Annotated in this window: 20 protein-coding genes; 7 read left to right on the forward strand and 13 right to left on the reverse strand. The window is 72.6% G+C overall.

What is annotated here, in order from left to right:
• The first annotated feature begins 55 nt into the window (after positions 1–55).
• The gene (locus tag ACFUJY_RS11005; RefSeq protein WP_383297563.1) at positions 56–682 is read left to right on the forward strand and encodes an HAD family hydrolase; all 627 of its coding nucleotides are present in this window, start codon (positions 56–58) and stop codon (positions 680–682) included.
• Here the strand turns inward: ACFUJY_RS11005 and ACFUJY_RS11010 are convergent.
• The 5 genes from ACFUJY_RS11010 to ACFUJY_RS11030 all read right to left on the reverse strand — a co-directional run bounded on the left by ACFUJY_RS11010 (position 679) and on the right by ACFUJY_RS11030 (position 3,992).
• Positions 679–1,428, reverse strand: a complete 750-nt coding sequence (locus ACFUJY_RS11010) for a glycosyltransferase (protein ID WP_383297564.1) — start codon at positions 1,426–1,428, stop codon at positions 679–681. The two genes, ACFUJY_RS11005 and ACFUJY_RS11010, sit on opposite strands and share 4 nt — an antisense overlap.
• Positions 1,429–1,834: 406 nt before the next feature.
• Positions 1,835–2,662 carry a hypothetical protein gene (locus tag ACFUJY_RS11015; RefSeq protein ID WP_383297566.1) on the reverse strand — a complete coding sequence of 276 codons (828 nt, stop codon included), beginning with the start codon at positions 2,660–2,662 and terminating at the stop codon, positions 1,835–1,837.
• A 211-nt stretch (positions 2,663–2,873) separates the two neighbouring features.
• Positions 2,874–3,518, reverse strand: a complete 645-nt coding sequence (locus ACFUJY_RS11020; protein WP_383297568.1) for a hypothetical protein — start codon at positions 3,516–3,518, stop codon at positions 2,874–2,876.
• A 9-nt stretch (positions 3,519–3,527) separates the two neighbouring features.
• Positions 3,528–3,710, reverse strand: coding sequence for a DUF6507 family protein (locus ACFUJY_RS11025; protein ID WP_383297569.1), 183 nt, complete (start codon positions 3,708–3,710; stop codon positions 3,528–3,530).
• A gap of 57 nt (positions 3,711–3,767) precedes the next feature.
• Positions 3,768–3,992 (reverse strand): hypothetical protein, encoded by a 225-nt coding sequence (locus ACFUJY_RS11030; protein WP_328901497.1) that lies wholly within the window; start codon positions 3,990–3,992, stop codon positions 3,768–3,770.
• A gap of 201 nt (positions 3,993–4,193) precedes the next feature.
• Between ACFUJY_RS11030 and ACFUJY_RS11035 the strand changes: the two genes are divergently transcribed.
• Complete coding sequence (locus ACFUJY_RS11035; RefSeq protein WP_383297571.1) at positions 4,194–4,577, forward strand: cold-shock protein; 384 nt, start codon at positions 4,194–4,196, stop codon at positions 4,575–4,577.
• A gap of 59 nt (positions 4,578–4,636) precedes the next feature.
• On the opposite strand, the gene ACFUJY_RS11040 is transcribed toward ACFUJY_RS11035, so the two are convergent.
• The 5 genes from ACFUJY_RS11040 to ACFUJY_RS11060 form a co-directional block, all read right to left on the reverse strand.
• On the reverse strand, positions 4,637–4,894 hold the full coding sequence (locus ACFUJY_RS11040) for a hypothetical protein (RefSeq protein ID WP_383297573.1): 258 nt from the start codon (positions 4,892–4,894) through the stop codon (positions 4,637–4,639).
• 106 nt (positions 4,895–5,000) lie between these two features.
• Positions 5,001–5,864, reverse strand: coding sequence for a 1,4-dihydroxy-6-naphthoate synthase (locus ACFUJY_RS11045; RefSeq protein ID WP_383297575.1), 864 nt, complete (start codon positions 5,862–5,864; stop codon positions 5,001–5,003).
• Positions 5,839–6,543, reverse strand: coding sequence for a futalosine hydrolase (locus ACFUJY_RS11050; protein ID WP_383297577.1), 705 nt, complete (start codon positions 6,541–6,543; stop codon positions 5,839–5,841). Before ACFUJY_RS11050 ends, ACFUJY_RS11045 begins: the two co-directional genes overlap by 26 nt.
• A gap of 1 nt (position 6,544) precedes the next feature.
• Positions 6,545–7,033, reverse strand: a complete 489-nt coding sequence (locus ACFUJY_RS11055) for a DUF2771 domain-containing protein (RefSeq protein WP_383297579.1) — start codon at positions 7,031–7,033, stop codon at positions 6,545–6,547.
• Positions 7,034–7,060: 27 nt separating this feature from the next.
• Positions 7,061–8,518 (reverse strand): MFS transporter, encoded by a 1,458-nt coding sequence (locus ACFUJY_RS11060; protein ID WP_383297581.1) that lies wholly within the window; start codon positions 8,516–8,518, stop codon positions 7,061–7,063.
• A gap of 388 nt (positions 8,519–8,906) precedes the next feature.
• On the opposite strand from ACFUJY_RS11060, the gene ACFUJY_RS11065 reads away from it, so the two are divergent.
• Both ACFUJY_RS11065 and ACFUJY_RS11070 read left to right on the forward strand, forming a co-directional pair.
• Complete coding sequence (locus ACFUJY_RS11065) at positions 8,907–9,830, forward strand: DUF3027 domain-containing protein (RefSeq protein WP_383297583.1); 924 nt, start codon at positions 8,907–8,909, stop codon at positions 9,828–9,830.
• 341 nt (positions 9,831–10,171) lie between these two features.
• Complete coding sequence (locus ACFUJY_RS11070; protein WP_383297585.1) at positions 10,172–13,345, forward strand: sacsin N-terminal ATP-binding-like domain-containing protein; 3,174 nt, start codon at positions 10,172–10,174, stop codon at positions 13,343–13,345.
• 16 nt (positions 13,346–13,361) lie between these two features.
• Here ACFUJY_RS11070 and ACFUJY_RS11075 read toward each other — a convergent pair whose 3' ends face one another.
• Both ACFUJY_RS11075 and ACFUJY_RS11080 read right to left on the reverse strand, forming a co-directional pair.
• Complete coding sequence (locus ACFUJY_RS11075; protein ID WP_383297587.1) at positions 13,362–15,755, reverse strand: cation-translocating P-type ATPase; 2,394 nt, start codon at positions 15,753–15,755, stop codon at positions 13,362–13,364.
• Positions 15,756–15,853: 98 nt separating this feature from the next.
• Entirely contained in the window at positions 15,854–16,120 is a 267-nt protein-coding gene (locus ACFUJY_RS11080) for a DUF2530 domain-containing protein (RefSeq protein WP_383297589.1), read from the reverse strand.
• Positions 16,121–16,307: 187 nt separating this feature from the next.
• Here ACFUJY_RS11080 and ACFUJY_RS11085 point away from each other — a divergent pair, with 187 nt between their 5' ends.
• Positions 16,308–17,762 carry an NCS2 family permease gene (locus ACFUJY_RS11085; protein ID WP_383297591.1) on the forward strand — a complete coding sequence of 485 codons (1,455 nt, stop codon included), beginning with the start codon at positions 16,308–16,310 and terminating at the stop codon, positions 17,760–17,762.
• A gap of 27 nt (positions 17,763–17,789) precedes the next feature.
• Here ACFUJY_RS11085 and ACFUJY_RS11090 read toward each other — a convergent pair whose 3' ends face one another.
• Entirely contained in the window at positions 17,790–18,014 is a 225-nt protein-coding gene (locus tag ACFUJY_RS11090; protein WP_185992975.1) for a hypothetical protein, read from the reverse strand.
• A 188-nt stretch (positions 18,015–18,202) separates the two neighbouring features.
• On the opposite strand from ACFUJY_RS11090, the gene ACFUJY_RS11095 reads away from it, so the two are divergent.
• Entirely contained in the window at positions 18,203–18,643 is a 441-nt protein-coding gene (locus ACFUJY_RS11095) for a MarR family winged helix-turn-helix transcriptional regulator (RefSeq protein WP_018101514.1), read from the forward strand.
• Positions 18,644–18,702: 59 nt separating this feature from the next.
• Positions 18,703–20,037 carry an MFS transporter gene (locus ACFUJY_RS11100; RefSeq protein ID WP_383297593.1) on the forward strand — a complete coding sequence of 445 codons (1,335 nt, stop codon included), beginning with the start codon at positions 18,703–18,705 and terminating at the stop codon, positions 20,035–20,037.
• Positions 20,038–20,138: the final 101 nt, after the last annotated feature.

The raw sequence follows: 20,138 nt of genomic DNA on the forward strand, positions 1-20,138 counted from the left end.
CCGGGCCGCCGCACCGGGGCCCCGGGGCCGACGGCCGGCCCGGCACAATGGGGGCATGACCCCCTCACCCCTCACGGTCGGCTTCGACCTGGACATGACGCTCATCGACTCCCGCCCCGGCATCAAGGCCGTCTACGAGGCCCTGGTCGCCGAGACGGGCACCCCGATCGACACCGACCTGGTGGTGAGCCGTCTGGGTCCCCCGCTGGAGGACGAGCTGGCGAACTGGTTCCCGCCCGCCGACGTGCCTGCCATGGTGAACCGTTACCGCGCGATGTACCCCGCGTACGCCATCGAGCCGACCCTCGCCATGCCCGGCGCCCGCGAGGCGATCGAGGCGATACGGGAGCGCGGCGGCCGCACCATGGTCGTCACCGCCAAGTACGAGCCGAACGCCAAGCTGCACCTGGCCCACCTCGGCATCGAGCCCGACGTCATCGCGGGCAACCTCTGGGCCGAGCAGAAGGCGGTCGCGCTGAAGGAGCACGGCGCCACGGTCTACGTGGGCGACCACATCGGCGACGTCCGCGGCGCCCAGGCCGCGAACGCCGTCCCGGTGGGCGTCGCGACGGGCCCCTGCGACGCGGAGGAACTCCGTACGGCCGGAGCGGACACCGTCCTCGCCTCCCTCACCGAACTCCCCGCCTGGCTCGACGCGTACACGCGGCGCACCGCGGGCTAACGCGCGCCGGCCGCACCGAACAGCTCCCGGAAGGCCCGCGCCCGCTCCCCGATGAGCCGCATCCGGGCATCCCACTCGGGCCCCCGCGCGTGCGCCGGGTCGGTGGTGATCTGGCCGTCGTGCTTCCGGTAGAGGAGCCCCACCTCGGCGGTGAACCAGCCCGGACTGAACGCGTCGAGCCCGAGCAGCAGCCCGGTGTCGCCCGAGGCCGGGAGGGCGGTCCACCCGCCGAGGGCGACGACGAACTGCCGGCGTACGCACAGGGTGGCCGGGTGGACCTGCGCCCGGTGGTGCCGCTCCCAGTGCGCGAGGACGGTGCCGGGCTCGACCGGCCCTTCCGCCGGGTCGGGGAAGCCGACGCGGCTGCCGTCCGGCATCAGGTCGAGCACCGCCGAGGTGACCCACCCGACCTCGGGCCGCTCGGTCAGCACCCGGATGTCCCGGGCCAGGGCCCCGTCGGTCAGCAGATCATCGCCGTCCAGCGTTTTGACCAGCTCCCCGTACGACCGCCCGAGCGCCACGGTCCGCGAGACGTGCGGCCCGCCCCGCCGCGAGGAGGCGACCTTGATCCGGGGATCGTCCGGCAGGAGCTCCGCGGCCCCGACCCCCGCCCCGTCCTCCTGTATCAGCCACTCCCACTCCCACCCGTCGGGCAGCACCTGCGCCACGAGGGAGTCGTACGTCTCCCGCAGATACGCGAGTCCGGCCCGGTGGACGGGGGTGATGAGGGACACGAGGTGGGTCATGAGAGCGGCCTTCCGGGCAGCGGAACAACATGCCCACGGCAGCGAAGCACAGTCCCGACACCCCGTCAAAAGTCAGCTATACCTTCGGCTCTGCGGTGCCGGCGAGAGCCGCGCCGGTGAGGCCGAGGCCGGCGACGGTGTCGGGTCCCGCGAGGCCGGGCGCCCCTCGGTGTGACCGGCCCAGGGCGGCCGGACCGCGCCCCCCGAGTACCGCTGTCAGCCGTCCCGCGACGGACCCCGCGCGCCGCGTCGCCTCCGCCGCCGAAACTGGACGCCCGCGCCTCGGTCCACCACACGGGCGACTCGACCCACACGCCCTTCTGGTGTCGGGCATCCGGGGGGTGAGGGCGATGACGTCCTGGGTCATGCTGCTCCGTGGAGTGGGGTTATGGGCGGGTGGGCGCGGTCAGTACCGGCCGGACAGCTCCTCCAACGCTTCCAGGGACGGTGCTTCCAAGGGCCCCTCCCGGGCGATGACACCGGCTTCCGGCGGCGCGGGGCGCAGGCCCGCGTCCCGCAGTGCCGCGAGGGGGGTGAGTCCGCTCCGCCGCGCTTCCCTGAGGGCCGTCAGCCAAGCGGCTCCGGCGTCGAACGCCTCGTCACCGGCTGCGGTACGGGGCACGTACCCGGCGGCGGAATCGTCGGTGGCCGCCCAGACGAATCCCAGTGTCCGGTCGTCCCGCCGAACCGTGAGGTACCGGACGGGCCCGGCGGCGGTCTGCTCGTAGTCGTCCTCGGACTCGGGCAGACGTGAGTCGAGCAGCCGTGTGCGGTCGAGCGTCTCGAAGGTCCCCCAGGCGTCGTCGTAGGCGGGGCCTTCGGCCCGTACGTCCCGGAATCCGGTCGTGCTCGGTGCCGCGTACCTGTTCTCCTCACCCGGTTCGGGCGGGCCGCCCAGCAGCGCCGAGATGCCGTCTAGCGCGGCGGCGAGCCGGGGCGCGTTCAGCGCGTGCACCTCGGGCTGCTCCCTGCCGCGGGTGTCCACCGTCAGCCAGGCATCGGAGTACGTCTCCAGCATCGTGACGAGCAGGGTGCCGCCCCATACCTCCACCTGAACGACGAACAGCCTTTCGGCGCGGTGGGTGCCTCCGGGCTCCAGCCATTTCCCCGGGCACTCGAGACGAATGACGACGACGAGGTCCCCCTCCAGCGCGTCCGCCTCCCGCACCGCCCGGGCGAAGGGCGAAGCCGGTGCCCACGGTGGCGCTCCGAGGCCCAGCCCGCTCAGCTCCATCCGGACGTTCCGCGGGTTGTCCCGGTCGAGGACCCGCAGAGCAGCCGTCCCGCCGGATGCGGCGAGACCCTGGTCCGCCAGTCGACCCCACAGTCCTGCCGCAGTCCGTGCGGCGTCGCTGGGCCGGAATGCGTCCTGGCCCGGGGAAAGCTCCCATACCCACTCGCCGACAGGAGTCGAGGTGATCACGCAGGCGCCTTTACGAATCCGTTCACAGTCTGTCGGTCACGTCGGGGCCCATGCCGTCCTCCTGTACTTCGCGCGTGGCGATCCCCTCACGTGTAGAAGCTCCGAAGTACGTCGGTTCCCCGGGCTCGGGGGCCATGCCGAGCAGGCTGGTCAGTTCGGTGAGGGCGGCCGTGAGCCGTGGCGCGTTCTTCTCGTACACCGCAGGCTGGGGCCGGCCTGCGAAGTCATGCCATCCCCACACGTCGTGGTGCACTCTGATCTCCGCCGAGAGGCCGGTCGGGGCAGTCGAAAGACTCAGGTTCACCAGCTCGAATTCGGTCCAGGACCGGCCATCCGCGTCGATCCACTTTCCCGCGCCGAGCACGTCGATGTCGGCGATATCGGCGGCCGGTTGTGCTGTCGGACGGCTGCCGACGACTCGCTCCGGAACGCTCGGATCACTCAGTTCCCCGGTGAGCCCAAGAGTGGTTGTCACGCCTGTGGCCCCTACGTCCAGGACGTACCACCTGTATCTGAGCGCGGTCGGCGTAAGAAGTTCGAGCCCGGCCAGAACGTCACACATGCGCGCTGCGACGGCGAGGGCCGACCTCAGCCCCGGCTCCGCGAAGTCGTACAGGTCCCAGTACCACGATCCGCATTCCCGGGGTGCGCGCAGCAGTCTTGTCATGGCGTTTCCTTACGGGAACGTAGTTCGGCTCGGTGGTACGGCGCCCACCGGACCCGCCGGCGCCTCACCGCAGTAGGGACCGCTGATCGTCCCCGCGGACAACGCCGCGTCCTCCACGTTCCTGCCGTAGCCCCTGACGTCTTTGCTCAGGTCCTTCGCGGCGAGCCCGACCAGGGACAGGATCGACTCCACCCCGCCCGGGTGCGTTGCAAGTGCAACGCATTTCCGGCCAAAGGCGGCAGGGTGTGCCTACCGCTCCCGCGACCCCGCGCGGGCCGAGCGGATCACGCCCGCCGCGGCGATCAGGAAGCCGACGCCCATCAGCATGCAGAGGGACCACGCGATGGACGGCAGCGGATGGGTGCCGAGGAAGAGCGGGGCCATGGTGGCGAGGGTGGAGAGGGCGCCGATGAAGAAGACGATCGCGCCGGTCCGGACCAGCCGGTCGCCCGCGCCGGAAGATGAGGTACTCACGCCCTCAGGGTAGTTCCCGGGCGGCGCGGAACCGGGTCCGGGTGACGCAGGTGCCGTTTCCGGACACGGTCCGGATGACCAGGCTTGACGAGGGGTACTTCCCCTGTAGAGGCTTCAGCCAGCAGGGGAGCACGACCACAGGACGGCCTGACCTGCTGAGGGCATTCGTTCCGGCATACGGGTTGAGATGGGGTGCGTGCTTTGCCGACTGGCAAGGTCAAGTGGTTCAACAGCGAGAAGGGCTTCGGCTTCCTCTCCCGCGACGACGGCAGCGACGTCTTCGTGCACTCGTCCGTGCTTCCGGCCGGGGTCGACGCCCTCAAGCCCGGTCAGCGCGTCGAATTCGGCGTGGTCGCCGGCCAGCGCGGTGACCAGGCGCTCTCCGTGACGATCCTCGAACCGACCCCGTCCGTCGCGGCGGCCCAGCGCCGCAAGCCGGACGAGCTGGCATCGATCGTCCAGGACCTGACGACCGTCCTGGAGAACATCACCCCGATGCTGGAACGCGGCCGCTACCCCGACAAGGCGGCGGGTGCCAAGATCGCCGGCCTGCTCCGGGCGGTCGCGGACCAGCTCGACGTGTAGCCGCGACGGCACACCGCGATGTGGGCGTCCCCGGGCGGGTGGGGGCGCCCACCTCCGCGTCAGGGCGCCGGTGTCGGCGTTCCCTCGGCCGGAACCGCCTCGTGGGTGGCCGCGAAGGACGCGTGGACCTCGCATTCCTCCGGCATCTCGTCGGTGGGGACGGCGCACTTCGACGGGTCGGGCGCGGGCCGGCTCCGGGCCGCCCGCCCGGTCTCCGAGGACGGCGACGCGCCGTCCGAAGAGGCCGAGCAGGCGGCCGAGCCCAGCAGCGTGAGCAGGACGACGGCCGCGGAGGCCGCGGCGGCGCGGGTACGCATGTGAAAACCCCCCAGGGTCCATGTACCGGCGTCGGACACGCCGGCCGGTCAACCATGGCACCGCGCACCGCGTTTGTGGCGCGCGGTACGTGAAGGAAGCGTGCGTTCAGACGAACGACAGCGCGTCCGGCGCCAGCGGCGGGACCAGGCCCTCCGCCGCGGCACGGGTCAGCAGGCCGCGGACCGCCGCGTAACCGTCCTCGCCCAGGTCCGCGGTGAACTCGTTCACGTACAGGCCGATGTGCTGGTCCGCGACCGACGGGTCCATCTCCTGGGCGTGTGCGAGGACGTACGGGCGGGAGGTCTCCGGGTCGTCCCACGCCATCCGGACCGAGGCACGCGCCGACTCGGCGAGCAGCTTCAGCGTGTCCGCGCCCAGCGAGCGCTTCGCGATGATGGCGCCGAGCGGGATCGGCAGGCCGGTGGTGTCCTCCCAGTGCCGACCCATGTCGGCCAGGTTGTGCAGGCCGTAGTTCTGGTACGTGAAGCGCGCCTCGTGGATGACCAGGCCGGCGTCGACCTTGCCGTCCCGGACCGCGGGCATGATCTCGTCGAACGGCATGACGACGATCTCGCCGACCCCGCCCGGCACCACGTCGGCCGCCCAGAGGCGGAAGAGGAGGTACGCGGTCGAGCGCTCGCTCGGTACGGCGACGGTCTTCCCGGTCAGGTCGGTGCCCGCCTCGCGGGTGAGGACGAGCGGGCCGCAGCCCCGGCCCAGCGCGCCGCCGCACGGCAGGAGCGCGTACTCCTCCAGGACCCAGGGGAGCACCGCGTACGACACCTTGAGCACGTCCAGCTCGCCGCGCTCGGCCATGCCGTTGGTGATGTCGATGTCCGCGAACGTGACGTCCAGCGCCGGTGCGCCGGGGACCCTGCCGTGCGCCCAGGCGTCGAAGACGAACGTGTCGTTCGGGCAGGGCGAGAAGGCGATGCGCAGCGCGTCAGTGCGCGGTGTCGTCTCGGTCATGGCGGGTCCAGCCTTCCAGTACGGGTATGAGCTTCCCGAACGCCTCGGTCAGCGCGGTCAGCGCGTCGCCGATGCGCCAGGCGTCGCGGTCGCGCGGGCCGACGGTGTTCGACACGGCCCTGATCTCCAGGACCGGCACCGCGACCAGGTCCGCCGCCTCGGCGACCCCGAAGCCCTCCATGGCCTCGGCGACGGCGTTCGGGTGGGCGGCCAGCAGGGCCGCGGCGCGGTCCGCCGTGCCGGTCACGGTGGAGACGGTGAGGATGTCGCCGGCCGTCGCCCCGGTCGCCTCGGCGGCGGCGCGGACGAGGGAGCGGGGCGGGATGTGCGCGTCGCGGCCGAAGCCGAGCCCGGTCACCGGCACGAAGCCGTCCGGGGTCTCGGCGCCCAGGTCCGCCGCGACGATGCGGCGGGAGACGGCCAGCGAACCGACCGGTGCGGCCGGCCCGAATCCGCCCCCGATGCCCGCCGAGATCACCAGGCCGTAGCCGTCCGCCGCCAGCGCGTACGCCGTCGACGCCGCCGAGGCGGCCGGGCCCGCGCCGCCCGCGAGCACGTCCAGCGGGCCGGCGCGGTGGATCTCCGCGCCGCGCACCCGGTGGACCGCCGGACCGGCCCCGTACGCACGCGTGACCGCGTCCCGTTCCACCGGGACCGCGGTCACGACGAGCACGCGCACGTCAGTCGGTCTTCTTCAGCTTGAAGCTCCAGATGCCGATCACCTTCGCGCCCTTGGTCTCCACGATGCTGATCTGCGTCTCCTTCGGGGCCGGTTCGCCGGACTGGCTCTGGCTGGAGAAGAAGGCGCTGCCCGAGATGGACCGGTAGGTCTTCTTGAACGGCTCCGGCTCGCCGCGCTGGCCCTCGATGAAGAGGGTCCAGCCGTTGTCCGCGATCTCCGGGTCGACTCCGAAGTGGACCGTGTCCGACATCGCGACCTCGACGGTCTTCTCCGCCTCCTTGTTGAGGCACTTCTCGGCCTCGGAGTTCTTGAGGGCCTTGCCGTCGTCGTAGCAGACGGCCTCGGCGCTCACCGAGTTGTCGCCGACCGTCACGGTGGCGAGCGGCGTCGGCTTGTCGCAGGCGGAGAGGACAAGGAGTCCCGCGGACACGGCACCAAGAGCGACGCCGATTCGACGGCCCTTACCGGAGAAGAACGCAACGGTCATGGGCCGAAGGCTATCGGTCGTTCCCGCTCACGCCACGCGGGGGTGCGGCGAGCCGCGTCGCGCGGCGCCCAGCAGCCCCCGTACGGAGGCGGAGGCGCCCAGTGCCAGCAGCCCGGCGGCCACGGACATGCCGAGTACGCCGTTGAGGGGGAGGGCGATGCCGATCGCGCCGCCCGCCACCCAGGCCATCTGGAGCAGCGTCTCGGAACGGGCGAACGCGGAGGTCCGCACCTCCTCCGGCACATCGCGCTGGATCATCGCGTCGAGCGACAGCTTCGACAGCGCCTGCGTCAGGCCCGCCGTCGCGGCGAGCGCGGCCACCATGACCGTCGAGAAGAAGACCGCCGCCAGGACCGCCACGCCCAGGGCCACGCCCAGGACCGAGGCGACGATGATCTCCGGGCCCCGCGCCCGCAGCCAGGAGCCCACCGCCGTGCCCAGCGCGTTGCCCACGCCCGCCGCCACGCCGACGATGCCCAGGGAGATCGCGGCGCTCTGCCCGGCGAGCGGGTGCTCGCGCAGCAGGAACGCCAGGAAGAAGATCAGGAACCCGGAGAGCGCGCGGTGCGCCGCGTTGGCCTGGAGGCCGTGCAGCACGGACGGGCCGACCGACCGCAGCCCCGGCCGCCGCTCGCGGCCCCTGCCCCCCGTCTTCGTCGCCCCGGTCTTCGTCGCCCCGGTCTTCGTTCCCCCGGTCTTCGTCGCGGACGGCCGCGGTGGCTCCGGGTGGGGCGCGCTCCCGCCGTGCGGGGGCACGAGCTGCGCCCGGCGCTCGCCCTTCGCCGAGTCCACCTTGGGCGGCAGCGTGAACGCCAGGACCGCGCCGCCGCCGAAGATCGCGCACGCGCCGTACAGCGGCCACTGCGGGCCGATCGTCTGGAGCCCCGCCCCGACCGGCGCGGCGGCCCCGGTCGCCAGCAGCCCGGCCAGGGTCACCCGCGAGTTGGCCTTCACCAACGAGAACTTCGGTGGCAGCAGCCGGGGCACCACGGCGCTGCGCACCACCCCGTACGCCTTCGAGCAGACCAGTACGCCGAGCGCCGCCGGGTACAGCTCCAGGTCGCCGGTCGCGACCGCGCCGGACATGGTCAGGGCCAGCACCGCCCGCGCCAGCATGGAGCCCGCCATCGCGGCGCGGCGGCCGTGCGGCAGGTGGTCCAGGAGCGGGCCGATGACCGGGGCCAGCAGGATGAACGGCGCCATCGTCACCGCGAGGTAGAGCGCGACCCGGCCGCGCGCCTGGTCCGTCGGCACGGAGAAGAACACGGTCGACGCGAGCGCGACGGTGATCATCACATCGCCCGCGCCGTTCACCGCGTGGAGCTCGATCAGCTTGCCGAGGCCGCTCTCACCGGCCCCGTGCGCGTGCGTCGCCTTGCGAATGGACCGGGCGGTGCCGGTGAAGGGGGCGCGCAGGGCATGACCGATCGACCGGCCCGCACTGCGGAGCGGGCCGGGACCGTCGTGCGACCTGGCTGAAGCCACTTGGTCATAGTGCCCCAGGACCGGGCCATGCGAACCGGTCTCCCGGCGGGGCGCGGTCGGGACCGCCCCGTCGGGCCAGTGCCGGGCCGGATCGCGGAGCCGGTCACGGGGTGGCGCGGGGTGCGGATACGGCGGCGTTTCGGACGGCAGGTGGGCGGGGAGCGGCGGAGAGGGTAGCGTGCGTAGCGCGCCACCGGCGGTTGTTCTCGGCCGCGCGCCTCTCGGCGATCCCGCAGAATGGATCGTGGAAGGCGTGCCCGAGGTCGGCTCAACGGGTGCGGACGTCGACGCGGCCCCCAGGTCCGCTCCGTCCGCGACCGTATGGCCGAAATCGATGGCCGATGTGCTGGCGCGCTCGTGAGACTGGCGTAGGAGAGAAGCGAGACCTGTGAGTGCTGCGACGACGCGAGGCCGTACGGCCCGTACCGCCCGTACCCCCGCTCCCGACCGTCTGTGCGCCGAGGCGGTAGACCTCGCCCGCGCGGCGGCGGAGGAGGCGGCCGCGCCGGGGATCGTGGGTGAGCATGTGGCGGTGGTCTCCGAGGGGGACCGGGTCGTCACGCACTACTTCGAGTGCAAGGACCCCGGCTACCGGGGCTGGCGCTGGGCCGTGACGGTCGCCCGGGCCTCCCGCGCGAAGAACGTCACCCTGGACGAGACCGTGCTGCTGCCCGGCAGCGACGCGCTGCTCGCGCCGGAGTGGGTGCCGTGGAGCGAGCGGCTGCGGCCGGGCGACATGGGGCCGGGCGACCTGCTGCCGACCGAGGCGGACGACCTTCGGCTGGAGCCGGGGTACACCGGCGCGGACGAGGTTCCGCCGAACTCGGCGGTCGCCGCGGTCACCGGTGAGCTGGCCGACGTCGTCGACGTGGAGGACGCCGAGCTGACGACGCGCCCGGAGGCGCCGAGGCGCGGGTCGATCGCGGCGGTGGCGGAGGAGCTGGGCCTGCGGCGGGCGCGGGTGCTGTCCCGTTACGGGCTGCACGCGGCGGCGGACCGTTGGGACGAGGAGTTCGGCCCGAAGACGCCGATGGCGCAGGCCGCGCCGGCGTCGTGCGCGTCGTGCGCCTTCCTGATGCCGCTGGCCGGCTCGCTGCGGCAGGCGTTCGGCGTGTGCGCGAACGAGTTCGGTCCGGCGGACGGGCATGTGGTGTCGCTGTCGTACGGGTGCGGGGGGCACTCGGAGGCGGCTGTCATGCCGAAGCCGCCTGCGGCGGTGCCGCATGCGTTGGACACGGTGCGGGTGGATGAGTATCCGCTGCACGGTGAGGCTGCCGCCTCGGGGACCCCGGAGGACCGGGACCCCGCGTAGCCCGGCCGCTCCGGCGCACCGGTTCCGTCCTCAATCGCCGGACGGGCTTGAGTGGCCGGCCGGGCCCGGAGTGGTTCGGGTGCTCCGGCGGGCCGGTTCCGTCCTCAATCGCCGGACGGGCTTGATGTGGCCGGTGCCGGTCTTTGGGTGCGGTGCGGGGTCCCAGCGGAACCCGGCGGCCAACCCGGCCCGTCCGGCGTGAACCCCAGCCCGTCCGGCGATTGAGGACGGAACCCTTCGGGCGGGGGGCCCGCGCCCCCGGGGGCGGTGAGTGGGTGGGCCCGGGCCGTACCCGGTAGCTTCGCGGGGTACGCGTTCCGGACCGGCAGAGGGAGTACCCCATGGGCATCAACGCGACGGAGGGCGACCCGTTCGGCACCGCGCGGCTGCGGCGTGGCGTGCTCGCCGCCTGGGGCGCGGGACCGGCCCGGTTCCGCGAGGACGCCAACGCCGAGGAGGACCTCGCGCTCGGCGGCTACCGCGACCGCCTCGTGGTCGAGCTGGCCCAGAACGCCGCCGACGCCGCCGCCCGCGCCGGAGTCCCCGGCCGCCTGCGGCTCACCCTGCACCCGGCAACGGACGGCACCCCGGCCGTACTCGCCGCGGCGAACACCGGCGCCCCCCTGGACGCCACCGGCGTCGAGTCGCTGTCCACGCTGCGCGCGTCCGCGAAGCGCGAGGGACACGAGGGCGCCGTGGGCCGGTTCGGCGTCGGGTTCGCCGCCGTGCTCGCGGTGAGCGACGAGCCGGCGGTCACCGGACGGCACGGCGGCGTCCGCTGGTCCCTGGCGGAGGCCCGCGAACTCGCCCGGGAGGCCGCCGTCGGCAGCCCCGGACTCGGCGACGAGCTGCGCCGCCGCGACGGCCACGTACCGCTGCTCCGCCTCCCGCTGCCCGCCGAGGGCACCGCGCCCGACGGCTACGACACCGTCGTGGTGCTGCCGCTGCGCGACGGCGTCGCCGAGGACCTGGTCGGCCGGCTCCTCGCCGCCGTGGACGACGCCCTGCTCCTCACGCTCACCGGCCTGGAAGAGGTGGTCGTGGAGACCCCGGAGGGCGTCCGCACCCTCCGCCGCTCCCAGCACGGCCCGTACACGCACATCGAGGACTCCGCGCACGGCACGAACCGCTGGCGCACCGCCGTCCACCAGGGCCCGGTCGAGCCCGCCCTGCTCGCCGACCGCCCGCTGGAGGAACGCCTCCGCCCGCACTGGTCGGTGACCTGGGCCGTCCCGGTGGACGCGGACGGCGCCCCGGTCCACCCCCGTACCGCACCCGTCGTCCACGCGCCGACGCCCACCGACGAACCGCTCGGCCTGCCCGCGCTGCTGATCGCCTCGCTGCCGCTGGACACCACCCGCAGGCACCCCGCCCCCGGACCGCTCACCGACTTCCTGGTGCAGCGCGCCGCCGACGCGTACGCGGAGCTGCTCGGCGACTGGGAGCCGGTGTCCGTCGCGACGATCTCCCTGGTCCCGGGCCCCCTCGGGCAGGGCGGGCTCGACGGCGCGCTGCGCGGCGCGATCCTGGAGCGGCTGCCGCGCGTGGCGTTCCTGGAGCCCGCCGCCCCGCGCGAACCGGAGCGCTGGGAGGACTGGGACGAGGGCCTCCGGAAAGACAAGGACACCGTCGGGCTGCGCCCCGTCGAGGCCGAGGTGGTGGAGGGCGCCGGCGCGGCGATGGTCGCCGTGCTGGCCGAGGTGCTGCCGTGCCTGCTGCCGGCCGGTCTGGAACGGCGCGTCGAGCTGCGTACGCTCGGCGTCGCCCGCGTCCCGCTGACCGAGGCGATCGACCGCCTGGCCGGTCTGGAGCGCGAACCCGCCTGGTGGCGACGGCTCTACGACAGCCTGGCCGGCGTGGACCCGGACCGGCTGTCGGGTCTCCCGGTGCCGCTGGCGGGCGCCACCCCGGACGCCCCTCCCCGTACGACCGTCGGCCCCCGCCAGGTCCTGCTCCCGCTGCCGGACGCCCTGTCCGGAGCCGTTCTCGACCGCCTCGGCCGGCTCGGGCTCAAGGTCGCGCACCCGGACGCCGCCCACCCGCTCCTGGAGAAGCTGGGGGCCCTGCCCGCCACGCCGCGCGCCGTGCTGACGACCCCGCAGGTGCGGGCGGCCGTCGCCGGGTCCCTGGACGCGGGCGAGGTCTGGGACGAGGACGCGCTCGACGGCGACGAGCTGGTGGAGACCGTGCTCACGCTGGTCCGCGACGCCGCCCTGGAACCGGGCGAGGAGCCCTGGCTCGGCGCGCTCGCGCTGCCCGACGAGGACGGCGAGCTCGCCCCCGCCGGGGAACTCGTGCTGCCGGACAGCCCGTTCGCCGGAGTCATGCGCGAGGGCGAACTCGCGCTGTGCGACACGGAGCTGGCCGAGCGCTGGGGCGAACAGCCGCTCACCGCCTGCGGGGTGCTCGCCACCTTCGCGCTCGTACGGGCCACCGACGTCGTCCTGGACCCGGACGAACTGGAGCCCCGGGACAGCGACTTCGCGGAGCCGGACGACGCCGGGCTGCTGGACGCGGTGGACGTGTGGTGCGAGGACATCCTCGACCAGCTCCCCGACAGTCCGGTGCCGCCGGTCGCCACCGAGCTGGTCGCCGTACGCGATCTGGACCTGGTGGACGACGACGCCTGGCCGCAGGCCCTCGCGATGCTCGCGCAGCCGCCGCTGCGGGACGCGCTCACCCAGCCGGTCCGGGTGCTGCTCCCGGACGGCACCACGGAGTCCGTCCGCCCCTACACCGCGTGGTGGCTGCGCGGCCACCCGGTGCTCGACGGCCGCCGCCCGGCGGGCCTGCGCGCCCACGGTGGCGACCCCCGGCTCGCCGGGCTGTACGACTCCGCCGACGCGACCGGCTTCGACGACGCCGAGGTGCTGCGCGCCCTGGGCGTGCGGACCTCGGTCGCCGCCCTCCTGGACGAGCCGGGCGGGGCGGCCGAGCTCCTGGGCCGGCTCGCCGACGAGGACCGCCCGGTCACCGGCGTCCACCTGCACGCCCTCTACACTGCGCTGTCCGCGCTCGACCCGGAGCAGGTCACGCTGCCGGACGAGCTGCGGGCGGTCGTGGACGGCGAGGTGCGGGTGGTCGACGCGGCGGACGCGGTGATCGCGGACGCGCCGGACCTGCTGCCGCTGACCGGGGGGCTGCCGCTGCTGCCCGTCGCCCCGGCGCACGCGGCGGAGCTGGCCGAGCTGTTCCAGGTGCGGCGGCTCGGCGAGAGCGTCGAGGCCGGGGTCACGAGCGACGGCGAGGAGCACGAGGTGCCCGAGTCCGTGCGCGTCCTGCTCGGACCCGCCACCCCGGACACGTACGTCGAACACGGCGAACTCCGCGCGGGCGGCGTGGAGCTGGACTGGCGGCGCACCCCGGACAGCGTGGTGCACGCCGCGACGCTGGAGGGCGTCGCGGCGGGCCTGGCCTGGGCCTCCGGCCAGTGGCCCCGCCGCTTCGAGGTCGCGGCGCTCCTGGAGGACCCGTCCCGCACGGACGAACTGGCCCGGGACCGCTGGTTCGACTGAGCCCGGGGCCGCCGTTTCACCCTCCGAAGCGGCGGCCCACCAGCCGCCACGCGTACTCCAGCGCCACCGACGCCACGACCGCGATGCCCACCGCCGTCCAGGGCATCTCGGTGCCCACCAGCTTGAGCGCGAAGAAGTCCTGGAGCCACGGCACCGCGAGCACCACCACGAACGCCAGGCCCATCGCGGCCACCAGGCAGATCCGCCACCAGGTGTACGGGCGGGCGATGATCGCCAGGACCCACATCGAGACCAGGAACAGCGTGAGGGTGGCCGCGCTCGTCTCCGCGTTCAGCGCCCCCGTACCGGAGTAGTGGTGCCGGGCGATCAGGTACATCACGAAGGTCGCGGCGGCGGCGATCACGCCCGAGGGGATCGCGTACCGCATGACGCGGCGTACGAAGTGCGGCTGGGCGCGCTCCTTGTTCGGGGCGAGGGCCAGGAAGAACGCCGGGACGCCGATCGTCAGCGTGGACAGCAGGGTCAGGTGGCGCGGCAGGAACGGGTACTCGACCTGGAAGCAGACCACCAGGACGGCGAGCAGCACCGAGTACACGGTCTTGGTCAGGAACAGGGTGGCGACCCGGGTGATGTTGCCGATCACCCGGCGGCCCTCGGCGACCACGGACGGCAGGGTCGCGAAGCTGTTGTTCAGCAGCACGATCTGGGCGACCGCGCGCGTCGCCTCGGAGCCCGAGCCCATGGAGACGCCGATGTCGGCGTCCTTCAGCGCGAGGACGTCGTTGACGCCGTCGCCGGTCATCGCGACCGTGTGGCCCCGTGACTGGAGGGCGGCGACCATCTCCCGCTTCTGCTGCGGGGTGACCCGGCCGAACACCGCGTTCTGCTCCATCGCGGTGGCCATCTCGTCCGCGTCCTCCGGCATCCGGCGCGCGTCCAGCGGGTGATCCGCGCCCTCCATCCCGAGCTTCGCGGCCACCGCGCCGACCGAGACCGCGTTGTCGCCGGAGATCACCTTCGTGGCGACCCGCTGCTCGCCGAAGTACGCGAGGGTCCGCCCCGCGTCGGGCCGGAGCCGCTGTTCCAGTACGACGAGCGCGGCCGGCTCCGCTCCCTCGGCCGCGTCCGGCGCGTCCAGCTCGCCCCGCGCCCGGGCGAGGAGCAGCACCCGGAGGCCCTGTTCGTTGAGGTGCCCGATCTCCGCGAGCGCCGGGTCGTCCTCGGACAGCAGCACGTCGGGCGCGCCGAGCAGCCAGGCGGAGGAGGCGCCGCCGTCCTCGGTGAACGCGGCGCCGCTGTACTTGCGGGCGGAGGAGAAGGGCAGGGTTCCGGTGGTCGTCCAGCCGCCGTCCGCCGGGGCGGGGTAGGCGTCGATGATGGCCTGGAGGCTGGCGTTCGGCCGGGGCTCGGACGCGCCGAAGGCTGCCAGGACGCTGCGCAGATACGGTTCCTCGGAGCCGCCCAGCGCACGCAGCTCGGTGACGTCCATGCCGCCCTCGGTGAGCGTGCCGGTCTTGTCCAGGCAGACGACGTCGACCCGGGCCAGGCCCTCGATCGCGGGCAGCTCCTGCACCAGGCACTGCTTGCGGCCCAGGCGCACGACGCCGATCGCGAAGGCCACCGAGGTCAGCAGGACCAGGCCCTCCGGGATCATCGGGACGATCCCGCCGACGGTGCGGGCGACGGAGTCCTTGAAGTTGTTGTCCTTGACCACCAGCTGGCTGATCACCAGGGCGGTCGCGGTCGGCACCATCATCCAGGTGATGTACTTCAGGATGGTCGAGATGCCGCTGCGCAGCTCCGACCGGACGAGCGTGAAGCGGGACGCCTCCTCGGCGAGCTGAGCGGCGTACGCCTCGCGCCCCACCTTCGTCGCGGTGAACGCGCCGCCGCCGGCGACGACGAAGCTGCCGGACATCACCGTGTCGCCGGTCTTCTTGAGGACCGGGTCCGCCTCGCCGGTGAGCAGGGACTCGTCCACCTCCAGGCCGTCCGCCTCGGCGACCGTGCCGTCCACGACGACCTTGTCCCCGGGGCCCAGCTCGACCAGGTCGCCCAGGACGATCTCGGAGGTGTGGATCTCGGCGGCCGTCCCGTCGCGCCGGACGACGGGCTTCGCCTCGCCGATGACCGCGAGGCTGTCCAGCGTCTTCTTGGCCCGCCACTCCTGGATGATGCCGATGCCGGTGTTGGCGATGATCACGAAGCCGAACAGGCTGTCCTGGATCGGCGCGACGGACAGCATGATCACCCAGAGCACGCCGATGATCAGGTTGAACCGGGTGAAGACGTTGGCCCGGACGATCTCGGCCAGCGACCGCGAGGACCGCACCGGTACGTCGTTGACCTCGCCCCGCGATATTCGCTCGGCGACCTCGGCCGCCGTCAGCCCGCGCCCGGGAGCGCCGGCGTGCTGCTCCCCGGATCGTTCGGATGTCCGCTGCGTCATGGTTCCGACGGTACGGGCGGATGGTCCGGGACACCCGCCGGAGCGGGCGAAGACCGTACCGGGGGACGACGGGAATCGTCCCGTGGTTGTACGAGGGCTCAGTCGCCCTGTGCCGCCGTCGCCGCCGCCGCGCGCTTGAGGGCCGCGTCACGGCCCCGTACGTACCAGATGCCGATCAGGCCGAGGCCCGCGCCGGCCAGGCAGGTCCACACCCACCACAGGTGGCCGTGGTCGTCGAACCAGCTGTAGAAGGGGATCTGGACGAGGAAGAGGACGAACCAGAGGATCGTGCCGCCGGTGATGGTCGCGACGACCGGGCCCTCCAAGGGCTCCGGTGCCTCGTGCTTGGGTGTCCACTTCGCCATGCGGCCAGTGTATGCGGCGCGTACACAAGCGCGGCCGGGCCAGTCGGCTCAAGGGTCTACGCGCGGAGATAGCGATCTTCGCCTTATGTATTCATACTGAATCTGCTTATGGCTGGCTCGAATTATTCGTGTGAAAGTCCAAAGCCGACCACTTTTGATCCCCTCTACGTACGTACTGAGGTCATACATGTCCCCCTCGGCCACCGCTAAGGTCGACGCCACGCCGCCTCCGGCCTCCCAGCCCTCGGGCGGCCTGGACCGCTTCTTCAAGATCTCCGAGCGGGGGTCGTCGGTAGCCCGCGAGATCCGTGGCGGATTCGCGACCTTCTTCGCGATGGCCTACATCATCGTGCTGAACCCGATCATCCTGGGCAGCGCGAAGGACATGTACGGCCACCAGCTCGACGGCGGCCAGCTGGTCACCGCGACCGTGCTCACCGCCGCGTTCTCCACGCTGCTCATGGGCGTCATCGGCAACGTGCCCATCGCGCTGGCCGCCGGCCTCGGCGTCAACACCGTCGTCGCCCTCCAGCTCGCCCCCCGGATGAGCTGGCCCGACGCCATGGGCATGGTGGTCCTCGCGGGCATCGTGGTCATGCTGCTGGTCGCGACCGGGCTGCGGGAACGCGTGATGAACGCCGTACCGGGCTCGCTGCGCAAGGGCATCGCGATCGGTATCGGCCTGTTCATCCTGCTCATCGGCCTGGTCGACTCGGGCTTCGTCTCCCGCATCCCGGACGCCGCGCACACCACCGTGCCGCTCCAGCTCGGCTCCGACGGCCACCTCAACGGCTGGCCGGTCCTGGTCTTCGTACTGGGCGCGCTGCTCACCCTGATCCTGATCGTCCGCAAGGTGCCGGGCGCGATCCTGATCTCCATCGTGGCGATGACCGTCGTCGCGCTGATCATCGACGCGGTCGCCGACCTGCCGGGCGAGGCGTGGGGGCTGACCGTGCCGGAGTGGCCGGGCAATCCCGTGGCCACCCCGGACTTCGGCCTGCTGGGGCAGTTCAGCCTGTTCGGCGGCTTCGACAAGGTCGGCGTCCTGACCGGCATCCTGTTCGTCTTCACCGTGCTGCTGTCCTGTTTCTTCGACGCGATGGGCACCATCCTCGGCGTCGGCGACGAGGCGAAGCTGACGGACGCCAAGGGCAACTTCCCGGGCATCAACCGGGTGCTCTTCGTGGACGGTGTCGCGGTCGCCGCCGGCGGGGCCACCTCCTCCTCCGCCTCGACCTGCTTCGTGGAGTCCACGGCGGGCGTCGGCGAGGGCGCGCGCACGGGTCTGGCCAGCATCGTCTCCGGGCTGCTGTTCACGGTGGCGCTGTTCCTCACGCCGCTGGCGACGATGGTGCCCTCGCAGGCGGCCACCCCCGCCCTGCTGGCGGTGGGCTTCCTGATCATCGCGGGCTCGGTGCGGGACATCGACTGGAGCGACTTCACGCTCGCGATCCCGGCGTTCCTCGCCATGGTCATGATGCCGTTCACGTACTCGATCACCAACGGCATCGGCATCGGCTTCATCGCGTTCAGCGTGCTGCGGCTGGCCACCGGGCGGGGCCGGGAGGTGCCGGTGGCGATGTACGCGGTGTCGGCGGTCTTCGTCTTCTACTACATGATGCCGGCGCTCGGCCTCACGTAAGGGCGGGGCGCGGGCCGGCCCCGGGGGTCAGTTGACCTCCTCGGCCGGCACGCCGTCCGCGGGGCAGAGCTTCTCCGGCCCGTAGAACTTCTCCGTCTCCTCGACGGCCGCCTGGAAGCGCTCGTCGAAGTCGTCGCGAATGAGCGTCCGGACCACATAGTCCTGGACGCTCATTCCGCGTTTTGCGGCATGCTGCTTGAGCCGGTCGAGCAGCTCACCGTCTATGCGCAGGCTGAGCACTGTCGATCCCATGCCAAGCAGGGTTACGCCCCACCGGCCCGCCGCGCGAGAATTTCCGCCCTCGGCTCACTCGTTTGGGTGATCGATTGGTAAACCAGCCCCTTCACCCCCCGTGCCGGTCCGGACGGGCGGAGTGATCTCCCTCTCGCGCGTGTACCACAAGTGGTCTTTAGAGTAGGTAATGAGTTACGCTAACAAACATGCCTGACCTGATCCACGACAGCGACAGTGCCGCCGCCGTGAGCTCCCTCCGTTCCGCCGTCATGCTGCTCGGCCGCCGGCTGAAGCACCAGCGCGTCGACGAGTCGCTGAGCCCGACCGAGATGTCGGTGCTCGGGACGCTCGCCCGTTGTGGTTCCGCCACTCCGGGTGAGCTGGCCCGCAAGGAGCACGTGCAGCCGCCTTCGATGACCCGCATCGTCGCGTTGCTGGAATCGAAGGGTCTGGTCAGGCTGGAACCGCACCCCGATGACCGTCGTCAGAAGATGGTCAGCCAGACCGAGCAGGCCGAGGCCATGCTCGCCGAGAGCCGCAAGAAGCGGAACGCCTGGCTGACCACGCTCGCCGAGGGCCTGGACGAGGACGAGTGGGAGACGCTGCGCAACGCGGCGCCCGTGCTGGAGAAGCTCGCCCACCTGTAGGAGACACGTCTCCGTCCCCGTCACCCAGCAAGATGTCCACGCCGAGGAGGCGAACCCTTTTGAGTACGGGATCCGGAGCAGACTCCGCCCCCGCACCGACTTCCACCCACGAGAGCAAGACCGGCGGGACCTTCTCGTCGCTGAAGATCCGCAACTACCGCCTGTTCGCCACGGGCGCCGTGATCTCCAACACCGGTACCTGGATGTCCCGCATCACGCAGGACTGGCTCGTTCTGAGCCTCACCGGGTCCGCCGCCGCCGTCGGTATCACCACGGCACTCCAGTTCCTCCCCATGCTGCTGTTCGGCCTGTACGGCGGCGTCATCGCCGACCGGCTGCCGAAGCGCAAGCTCCTGCTCGTCAGCCAGGCCGCCCTGGGCGCCTGCGGTGTCGTGCTCGCCGTGCTCACGCTCTCCGGCGTGGTCCAGGTGTGGCACGTCTATCTGATCGCGTTCCTGCTCGGCATGGTCACCGTGGTCGACAACCCGGCCCGGCAGGCGTTCGTGTCCGAGATGGTCGGCCCCGCGCAGCTGCGCAACGCGGTCAGCCTGAACTCGGCGAACTTCCAGTCGGCCCGGCTCATCGGTCCCGCCGTCGCGGGTGTGCTGATCACCACGGTCGGCAGCGGCTGGGCCTTCATGTTCAACGGCCTGTCGTTCCTCGCCCCGCTCGTCGGCCTGACGATGATGCGGACGAGCGAGCTCCACAAGTCCGTCGTCGTGCCGCGCGCCAAGGGCCAGCTCCGGGAGGGGCTGCGCTACGTCTCCGGGCGCCCCGAGCTGATCTGGCCGATCGTCCTGGTCGGCTTCGTCGGCACCTTCGGCTTCAACTTCCCGATCTGGCTGACGGCCTTCGCGGACGAGATCTTCCACGGCGGCGCCGGGATGTACTCGTTCTTCAACATCCTCATGGCCGCCGGCTCGCTGGCCGGTGCCCTGCTCGCCGCCCGCCGCCGCTCCTCGCGGCTGCGGATGCTGGTGGCCGCCGGTACGGCGTTCGGCCTGCTGGAGATCATCGCGGCGCTGGCGCCGAACGTCTGGGTCTTCGCGGTCCTGCTGGTGCCGATCGGCATGATCGGCCTGACGACCAACATCAGCGCCAACACGAGCGTCCAGATGGCGTCCGACCCGGCCATGCGCGGCCGGGTGATGAGCCTGTACATGATGGTCTTCGCCGGGGGTACGCCGGTGGGCGCCCCGATCGTCGGCTGGATCAGTGACGCGTACGGCGCCCGCACCGGCATGGTGGTCGGCGGCGCGCTGTCCCTCGCGGCGGCGGTCGGCATCGGCGTGATCCTGGCCCGCCTCGGCGGTCTGCGCCTGAAGGTGGACCTGCGCCCGGGCCGCCCGCACGTCCGCTTCGTGCCGCGCGAGCGGCTGGCCACGGCGGCGTAGGGCCCACGTCCTTACGCGCGACCACGCGACCACGCGGCCCCGCTCCCGGTTCTCCGGGGCGGGGCCGCGTCGCGTTCACGAATGCCGGGCCGGTTACGCTC

The organism is Streptomyces sp. NPDC057249, from assembly GCF_042669245.1.
In the GTDB taxonomy this organism is placed as follows: domain Bacteria; phylum Actinomycetota; class Actinomycetes; order Streptomycetales; family Streptomycetaceae; genus Streptomyces.

Bases quoted from the DNA above. Each gene is read 5' to 3' on its own strand.
- ACFUJY_RS11005 (WP_383297563.1), top strand. From the start codon at position 56: ATGACCCCCTCACCCCTCACGGTCGGCTTCGACCTGGACATGACGCTC.
- ACFUJY_RS11010 (WP_383297564.1), bottom strand. From the start codon at position 1,428: ATGACCCACCTCGTGTCCCTCATCACCCCCGTCCACCGGGCCGGACTC.
- ACFUJY_RS11015 (WP_383297566.1), bottom strand. From the start codon at position 2,662: ATGGAGCTGAGCGGGCTGGGCCTCGGAGCGCCACCGTGGGCACCGGCT.
- ACFUJY_RS11020 (WP_383297568.1), bottom strand. From the start codon at position 3,518: ATGACAAGACTGCTGCGCGCACCCCGGGAATGCGGATCGTGGTACTGG.
- ACFUJY_RS11040 (WP_383297573.1), bottom strand. From the start codon at position 4,894: ATGCGTACCCGCGCCGCCGCGGCCTCCGCGGCCGTCGTCCTGCTCACG.
- ACFUJY_RS11045 (WP_383297575.1), bottom strand. From the start codon at position 5,864: ATGACCGAGACGACACCGCGCACTGACGCGCTGCGCATCGCCTTCTCG.
- ACFUJY_RS11055 (WP_383297579.1), bottom strand. From the start codon at position 7,033: ATGACCGTTGCGTTCTTCTCCGGTAAGGGCCGTCGAATCGGCGTCGCT.
- ACFUJY_RS11070 (WP_383297585.1), top strand. From the start codon at position 10,172: ATGGGCATCAACGCGACGGAGGGCGACCCGTTCGGCACCGCGCGGCTG.
- ACFUJY_RS11075 (WP_383297587.1), bottom strand. From the start codon at position 15,755: ATGACGCAGCGGACATCCGAACGATCCGGGGAGCAGCACGCCGGCGCT.
- ACFUJY_RS11080 (WP_383297589.1), bottom strand. From the start codon at position 16,120: ATGGCGAAGTGGACACCCAAGCACGAGGCACCGGAGCCCTTGGAGGGC.
- ACFUJY_RS11085 (WP_383297591.1), top strand. From the start codon at position 16,308: ATGTCCCCCTCGGCCACCGCTAAGGTCGACGCCACGCCGCCTCCGGCC.
- ACFUJY_RS11090 (WP_185992975.1), bottom strand. From the start codon at position 18,014: ATGGGATCGACAGTGCTCAGCCTGCGCATAGACGGTGAGCTGCTCGAC.
- ACFUJY_RS11095 (WP_018101514.1), top strand. From the start codon at position 18,203: ATGCCTGACCTGATCCACGACAGCGACAGTGCCGCCGCCGTGAGCTCC.